The sequence below is a fragment of the Alishewanella maricola genome (genome assembly GCF_016343785.1).
Lineage (GTDB): Bacteria > Pseudomonadota > Gammaproteobacteria > Enterobacterales > Alteromonadaceae > Alishewanella > Alishewanella maricola.
The window spans coordinates 121,254-128,655 of record NZ_JAEINI020000008.1 but is presented as its reverse complement, the minus strand read 5'-3'; the positions used below and the strand labels follow the sequence as shown (position 1 = coordinate 128,655).

Annotated in this window: 7 protein-coding genes; 6 read left to right on the top strand and 1 reads right to left on the bottom strand. The window is 42.9% G+C overall.

The window, feature by feature from the left end:
• Nucleotides 1-296: 296 nt before the first annotated feature.
• Entirely contained in the window at nt 297-785 is a 489-nt protein-coding gene (locus tag JAO78_RS12450; RefSeq protein ID WP_226751684.1) for a fasciclin domain-containing protein, read from the bottom strand.
• 365 nt (nt 786-1,150) lie between these two features.
• On the opposite strand from JAO78_RS12450, the gene JAO78_RS12445 reads away from it, so the two are divergent.
• The 6 genes from JAO78_RS12445 (at nt 1,151) to prc (ending at nt 7,325) form a co-directional block, all read left to right on the top strand.
• Entirely contained in the window at nt 1,151-1,786 is a 636-nt protein-coding gene (locus JAO78_RS12445) for a DUF4919 domain-containing protein (protein ID WP_226751683.1), read from the top strand.
• The gene (locus JAO78_RS12440) at nt 1,786-3,612 is read left to right on the top strand and encodes a protein kinase domain-containing protein (RefSeq protein WP_255654616.1); all 1,827 of its coding nucleotides are present in this window, start codon (nt 1,786-1,788) and stop codon (nt 3,610-3,612) included. The genes JAO78_RS12445 and JAO78_RS12440 overlap by 1 nt, the downstream gene beginning before the upstream one ends.
• A 150-nt stretch (nt 3,613-3,762) precedes the next feature.
• Nucleotides 3,763-4,233: a free L-methionine (R)-S-oxide reductase MsrC gene (locus JAO78_RS12435; protein ID WP_226751681.1), complete on the top strand. Its 471-nt coding sequence runs from the start codon at nt 3,763-3,765 to the stop codon at nt 4,231-4,233.
• Nucleotides 4,233-4,547, top strand: coding sequence for a hypothetical protein (locus JAO78_RS12430; protein ID WP_226751680.1), 315 nt, complete (start codon nt 4,233-4,235; stop codon nt 4,545-4,547). Before JAO78_RS12435 ends, JAO78_RS12430 begins: the two co-directional genes overlap by 1 nt.
• Nucleotides 4,548-4,554: 7 nt before the next feature.
• Nucleotides 4,555-5,286, top strand: coding sequence for an RNA chaperone ProQ (gene proQ, locus JAO78_RS12425; RefSeq protein ID WP_226751679.1), 732 nt, complete (start codon nt 4,555-4,557; stop codon nt 5,284-5,286).
• Nucleotides 5,287-5,303: 17 nt separating this feature from the next.
• Entirely contained in the window at nt 5,304-7,325 is a 2,022-nt protein-coding gene (gene prc / locus JAO78_RS12420) for a carboxy terminal-processing peptidase (RefSeq protein ID WP_226751678.1), read from the top strand.
• The last annotated feature ends 77 nt before the right edge of the window (nt 7,326-7,402 follow it).

Here is a 7,402-nt window from a genome sequence, read left to right as displayed (position 1 = left end):
ACAGTATCAATGACAAAACGCTTCCAAGCATGGCCACAGTATTAACAATGGCTTTCTTATAAAATTTAAGAGATAAAACCGTGCTTTAATGTGGTTAAAAAGCATTTCATTAGCAACTCAGTGGTTGTTGCTGCACGAGGTATGGCTTGAGTTGTGGCTAGTTGTTGGAAAAAGCATCAGTTAAGTCGCATTTGCGTGTTTTTGCAGTCGTAAATATTGTTTGCTGCATGGTTAATTCACTATTCTAAACAATAAAAAACCCACTAAAAAGTGGGCTTTTGATAAGAAAGGATTAATTACATTTTTGGCATGACAACAGTGTCTAACACGTGGATCACGCCATTGCTTGTTTTAATGTCTGTAGCAATTACTTGCGCGCCGTTGACATAAACTTTGCCATCTTTTACTTCAATGGCTAAATCTTGACCTTGTACAGTCGTTGCTTTAGTTAGTTTTACAACATCAGCAGCCATCACTTTGCCAGCGACTACGTGGTAAGTTAAAACGCTGGTAAGCGCTTCTTTATTTGCGACTAACGCATTTAAATCTGCAGCAGGGATTTTGGCAAATGCGGCATCATTTGGTGCGAATACAGTAAATGGGCCTTCGCTTTTTAACGTATCTACAAGATCAGCCGCTTTTACTGCAGTGACTAAAGTGGTGAAATTGCCAGCAGCAACGGCAGTATCAACGATATCTGCTTTCATACCATGGTTGTGCGCTTGTGCGACAAAAAATAATGATGTTGCTAATAACGAACCTGTGATCATACGTGAGAGTTTCATAATTTTTCCTTTTAGCTTTAGGTTAGACATAAAAGTCGCAATAGAAACGCTGTAGACAGTTGCAAGGATCAGATTTATATTTTTTAATTTTGCTGAAACCAGATGTTAACTAATTACGTAGCTGGCAGCATTAATGCAATCATGATTGAGAATATGCCCTTTTTTTGCTGCATTTTTGCTTTAAAAATCGCCAAAGTGAGTCTTGTGCAACGTGTTTTATGAATTGATCCATTTGCTATGTCGGTACGAGTTGACTAGTAATTGCCAGTCAAATAGTTGCATACTATTGTCGAATGATCACCAATATGGCTATAACAATGTTTATGCAAGTTTGTCGCGCAGCAAGAACTTTATGGGTTGTTTTGATGTTACAAATCGTGGGATGTAGTCAAGTCAGCACATACCCGCTGGATCCGCTGCAACAGCAACGTTTGGCACAAGCCAATTTGCAATATAAAAGTTTAATTGCGGATATAGAGCAAAGCCCTGATCCCGCTAGATTAGCCACGTTACGCAAGCATTATATAAGTACTTCGTTTTACCAGCCTCATACCATGACGGAACGCGTGTTATCGACAGCAATGTTTGATGCTATCAAACAGCAGCAATGGCAAGATTGCTTGTTACAAAGTGACAAAATTTTAAAAACAAACTATATCAGCCTTAATGGTCATTACGGTGCCATGCTTTGTCATTTGGAAAGTCAGCAACAGACACAGGGCGAATATCATCAAGAGGTGTTAGACAGCTTAATGGCGGCTATCTGGCAAAGTGGCGACGGTAAAAGTACTGCTTCAGCTTTTCAAGCTACCAGTACAACTGAGTTGTATACTTTTATCCAAATGCATGGTTTTGATATTCAAGCACAAGCGTTGCTTTGGCAGGATGACACGCCTTATGACGTGATGACGATTGTGAATCCAAGAGATGGTACTGAGTTTGTTTGGTATTTTGATATCAGTGCACAAATGTTGCGTAGCAAGTCAACGGCAGGGCTATGATGCAAGATCGTAATCTACGTAACTTTTATATCCCCGAAGAGCAGTCTATTTACCTGTTAAATGCCAATGATGCGAAAAAGCTGAAAGACTGGGTGGCGCTTTGTATTGATGAGTTAGAGAAACTGGGATACCAACAAATTAGTTTACTGGGTAAGGGCGCTTATGGCTTTGCCTTTGCGGGTTTTGGTATTGATGAGCATCCTTATGTTTTTAAATTCTCACGGATCAATTTGCCGCAGCATATTCAAGAACGTTTAGCGGATGAAGCCTTTATGCTATCACAGGTCGATCATCCTGCAGTGCCGCCTTTTGTCACTTATCAGGTGATTAAAAAGCAGGGGATCTTAATGATGGGGCGGGCTCCCGGTATCGATCTGGAGCAATATAGCTTATTACATGGGCGTTTACCGGTAAAACTCATCATTTCTATTGCCGGACAATTAGCCGATTTACTCTGGCATTTACGACGTAATCAAAAAGACGGTGAAGCCTTACCGATTGTCCATGGCGATGTTAAACCGTCTAATTTGGTGTTTGATGAGGAAAGCGGCCTCGTAAGCTTAATTGATTGGGGCTCATCCGTTTTTGCACAACTTGATCATGAAGGACATTACTTATCCAATAATGTGATGCAACTGATGTCGGCAGACTTACAGAATTCGAATGCTCGAATGGGGGATGTATATTTCACTGGGCCTGAGCAACGTGCGGGGCAGTTATCTAGCCCGCGTTTTGATGAGCAAGGTGTTGCCAGCACGCTATATGCCTTAGCATCCGGCCAACCTAGCCGCTTTGGTCGTAAAGCGATTCCGGCTAGAAGTCTTGGTTTACCGCTCGAATTTGCCACTATGCTCGATGGTATGTTGTCCGATGATTTAACATTACGCGAACAAGCAGGGGACTATTTTTTACAGCATATGGCCCGTTTGCAGCGCTTAGTGTTACCAGAGCTGCCATTGTTTAATGATGATCCTTTGTTACCGGTGTGGGTAAGCGATCAACAGCGTGAATTAGACACAGTGGTTTACTCTTCACGTAAATCGTTTTTGCGGGAGCACAATGAAGATAAGGATATTGGCTATGTCGATGATGTGCAACTCGAGCGATATTATAAAAATTATTTAGAAGGTATGGGCGAGACAGAAAAAGCCTTTATTGCGGCAGTCAGCCGTTTAGCCCGTTATCCGGTGGTAGGCGGTATTGCGATCCACTGGCAAGCTAATGGGGTTTATATCGATTGTAGCTTAAACTTGTACAATGATAAGTTGGCGCGAGCCTTTGCATTAGCTGTTAATAATGTGGTGACTTTAGCGCGCGCGATCAGCAAAGTTGGTATCTTCAAAGCGTGTTTATTCAATGCCCGCAACACCATTCATATTAGTCGTGAGTCGACTCAGCTGCCTTTTATTCCGGCGGAGAATAGCGTCATTCCTTATCAATTAGCCCCGGTGATCAGTTTAGAAGAGGCCAGCAAGCAACATTCTTACTTTGAAGATGGTAAAGATCCGGATGAGCAATTGGTGTTGCCTGATGCGATTATGGATGATATTGCTCGGCTTAACTTAATTCGACATACCGGTTGTATTATCTTTGAGGTAGCGCCACTTTATATGAAAGTGCATAGCTATTACCGCTTACTCGATCCTACCGCTGAACGCGAGTTTAATGCCTTACTACAAAGTATTTTAAGTAAAGTTGCTTTAATCAGTGGTGAAGGCGTCGGTGGCTTTATGAAGTTGCCTTACAAAGATACGCGACGCTTTAGCCATCAACCACAAGCGCCACAATGCTTGTATCCGGCAAATCCATATAGTTTTGTCGTTTAATACGGCAAGGCTGTTGAAATAAGCAGCAAACCAAGCTTTCCGCGCTGAATGTCGCGCTCTGGCTGCGTGGTTTAAGCTAAAAAAGGTTTAAATTAACGCTTAAAACAAGTAATGTATGGCCTTTAGTGTAACCTGAATTTGATAAGAAGTATGTCGAGCGAGAAAAGCGCCAATTACCGTTTATTGCTAGAGCAAGCACGTGGCTTGTTAGAGCACGAATCTGATCTGATCGCCAATATGGCTAATCTCAGTGCCTTGTTGTTTAATGGCTTACCCGATCTCAATTGGGCAGGCTTTTATATTATGCGCGAAGGTGAATTAGTTTTAGGCCCGTTTCAAGGGCAAGTGGCTTGTGTGCGCATTGCCGTGGGTAAAGGTGTTTGTGGAACCTGTGTGGCCACAGGCGCTATTCAACGGGTGGCAGATGTCCACGAGTTCCCGGGTCATATCGCTTGTGATGCTGCCAGTAATTCAGAAATTGTCTTACCCGTGCGGCACAACGGTATCGTGATTGCGGTACTCGATATTGATAGCCCTTTACTAAACCGCTTTGATGACATTGATGAAGATTATCTGGGTCAGTTAGTCGACATTTTTGAACAACGTTTGGCTCAGGTTTAATGAAAGATTTATTATCTGTGCAGGATTATTTACTGCAAGTTGATGAAGTCGGTGACTGGGATGGCGAAGAAGAGCTAGTAGCAGATAAGTTTAATGCTATTGCTCACGCTGTCTGGGATGCTTTACCCGACACCCTAACATCAGTAGAAATAGCGTTTTTGATGCCGCAATTGTGGGAACAATTGCGCGGAGACACTATTTTATTGGATGTAGATCAAGACGAGTTGGTTGGTTGGGCGCTATCTTTTGTCCAACAACAAATAGATGAAGGCATAGCAGAACTGCTTGCTGAACAAGATGATGAAGAAGAGTGAATCCTGAATGACAAATTCCCCTGCTGAGCTAGTTGAAGCAACAGACCTACCTACTGCCGAACATGCAAAACTGGCCAATGTGAAAGATGTACTGGCGTATTTAGTCAGTGAATTCCCATTGTGTTTCGCTGCTGATCAACAAGTTAAACCTCTGAAAGTAGGTATTTTTCAGGATTTAGCTGCACGGCTTGCTGCAGATAGCCCAGTGAGTAAAACCCAATTACGTCAAGCGTTAAGAGTTTATACCTTAAGCTGGCGTTACCTTGAATCTGTAAAAGAAGGCGTTAGTCGCGTTGATCTTGACGGTCAAGCTGCAGAGCAAATTGATGCACAACAAGCTGAGCATGCCGCAAAATTATTAGCTGAAAGTAAACAAAAAGCCGCTGAGAAGCGTAAAGCTAAAATGCAAGAGCAACGTGCTAAGCAAAACGTCGCCAAACCTGTTGCTGCCGGTGTTGATAAAAAAAGACCGAACAAAACGGCAGAACGCGCCTCTAAGGCTCAGAAGGTGCCAGCAAATGCGACACCTGTAAAAGCCACAATTGACGTTGCGCCCGTTGCCGTCACGTTAACAACCGTTGAACCGACGCAGTTAGCGACAGGTGATAAAGTGCTTGTTAAATTAGGCTCGTCACCGATGCACGCCACGATAACTGAAGTGAATTTACCGGATGTAACGGTGCAACTTGGTTCTGGCATGATCATCAAAACACGTCAGGATAGCTTGTACAAAGCTTGACGAATATAGAGAGTGTTATGAAGAAATTATCCCTGATAGCGGTTGGTTTATTTTTAGCTTTAGGCGTAACAGCAACAACACCTGAGCCACTCGACAGTAGTGAGCTACCGGTTATTAGCCAATCAGCTCAACATGCCACAGCCAGTAAGCGCATTGCAGCAACATTCACGCGATCGCATTATTTGCCTGTGCAATTGGATGATGCGTTGTCGGGACGAATTTTTGACCTCTATTTAAAAAATCTCGATTATTATCGCAATCACCTGATGGCGTCCGATATTGCTGTTTTCGAGCAATACCGTAATCAATTTGATGATGGCATTAATCGTGGCAATTTAACGTTTGCTTTTGACATGTTTAATTTGGCGCAGAAGCGCCGTTTTGAGCGTTTTGACTTTGCGTTAGCGCAGTTAGCGCAAGATTACGATTTTGCTGCCAACGATGAGTACGTTTACGATCGTGAAGATGCTGCTTGGCCAGCCGATTTAAATGAATTGAACGAGTTATGGCGGCAACGCGTCAAGTTTGATTTGTTAAATCTTAAACTCACCGGTAAGACCGTTGATGAGGCGAAAGAGATCCTGACTAAGCGTTATAAAAACACGCAAAAACGCTTAGTACAAACACAAAGTGAAGATGTGTTTCAAATTGTGATGAACTCTTTTGCCCGTGCTGTAGAAGCGCACACCTCATATTTATCACCTCGTAATGCTGAACGTTTCCAACAAGAAATGAACTTACAGCTAGAAGGTATTGGTGCGGTATTAAGAGCAGACGAGGATTACACCGTCATTCAAAGCTTAGTTCCCGGTGGTCCTGCTGACTTAACACAGAAAATTAAGCCAAAGGATCGTATTGTCGGTGTCGCACAGGAAGCGAAAGACTTTGTTGATGTCGTAGGCTGGCGGTTAGATGATGTGGTCGATCTGATCAAAGGGCCCAAAGGCAGTAAAGTACGTTTACAAGTATTGGGTGGCAGCGAAGCGAACAGCCAAACACAAGTGATTGAGATTGTTCGTGATAAAATTCGTTTAGAAGATCGAGCAGCCAAATTTGAAATACTGGCCCCTAAATTAAGCGAGTTACAAAGTAAAATCGGTGTCATTAACATTCCTGGTTTTTACAACAATTTATCAGAAGATGTGAAAAAGCTGCTGGTAGAGGCCAATGAACAAAAAGTGGATGCGCTTATTATCGATTTACGTGGTAATGGCGGTGGTTCTTTACAAGAAGCCACATTATTAACCGGTTTATTTATTGATCGTGGCCCAGTGGTGCAAATCCGTTATGGTGATGGCAAAATTGGCTTAAATGGGGACAGCGATGGCATATCTTATTACGACGGCGCCTTAACCGTATTGGTCGATCGTTATAGCGCTTCTGCTTCAGAAATTTTTGCCGCTGCGTTACAAGATTATGGCCGTGCTCTTATTATAGGTGAACAAACCTTTGGTAAAGGTACGGTGCAGCAGCATCGTGGTATTGGTCGCATCTATGATATGTTTGAGCAACAACTAGGTAGCGTGCAATACACTATGGCTAAGTTTTATCGGATCAATGGCGGCAGTACGCAACATAAAGGTGTGATCCCTGACATCACCTTCCCATCGCCGATAGATCCAGCGGAGTGGGGTGAAAGCAAAGAAGAATATGCCTTACCTTGGGATGCCATTGCTCCTGCGCAATATCAAGGGTCTACGGGAATTCAGCAACAAGTGCCGATTTTGCAGCAAAAACATCAACAGCGCTTAGCCAAAGAAATGGAATTTCAGTATTTGCTAACCGATATTGCCGAGTATCAACAGCAAAAAGATGAGAAAAGTGTGTCGTTGAACAAAGAAGAGCGTATCGCCAAACGCGAAGCGGATGAAGCACGTGCGCTAGCGCGTACAAATGAACGGTTAAAACGTTTAGCGTTACCTGCGGTGACCTCAGTAGATGATGCCCCAGAGTTATTATCTAAACTGGATCCGTTTTTAGAAGAGGCGGCGCATATTACTGTTGATTGGATACAGTTAAACCAAGTCGCTAAAAAATAAAACACGATTTAACCAAAGGCGGTTTTTACCGCCTTTCTTTTATGTTACAAAAAAGACACCATAATAATTATAAAAGG

Coding starts and splice junctions, on each gene's coding strand:
- JAO78_RS12450 (WP_226751684.1), bottom strand. CDS start 785: ATGAAACTCTCACGTATGATCACAGGTTCGTTATTAGCAACATCATTA.
- JAO78_RS12445 (WP_226751683.1), top strand. CDS start 1,151: ATGTTACAAATCGTGGGATGTAGTCAAGTCAGCACATACCCGCTGGAT.
- JAO78_RS12440 (WP_255654616.1), top strand. CDS start 1,786: ATGCAAGATCGTAATCTACGTAACTTTTATATCCCCGAAGAGCAGTCT.
- JAO78_RS12435 (WP_226751681.1), top strand. CDS start 3,763: ATGTCGAGCGAGAAAAGCGCCAATTACCGTTTATTGCTAGAGCAAGCA.
- JAO78_RS12430 (WP_226751680.1), top strand. CDS start 4,233: ATGAAAGATTTATTATCTGTGCAGGATTATTTACTGCAAGTTGATGAA.
- proQ (WP_226751679.1), top strand. CDS start 4,555: ATGACAAATTCCCCTGCTGAGCTAGTTGAAGCAACAGACCTACCTACT.
- prc (WP_226751678.1), top strand. CDS start 5,304: ATGAAGAAATTATCCCTGATAGCGGTTGGTTTATTTTTAGCTTTAGGC.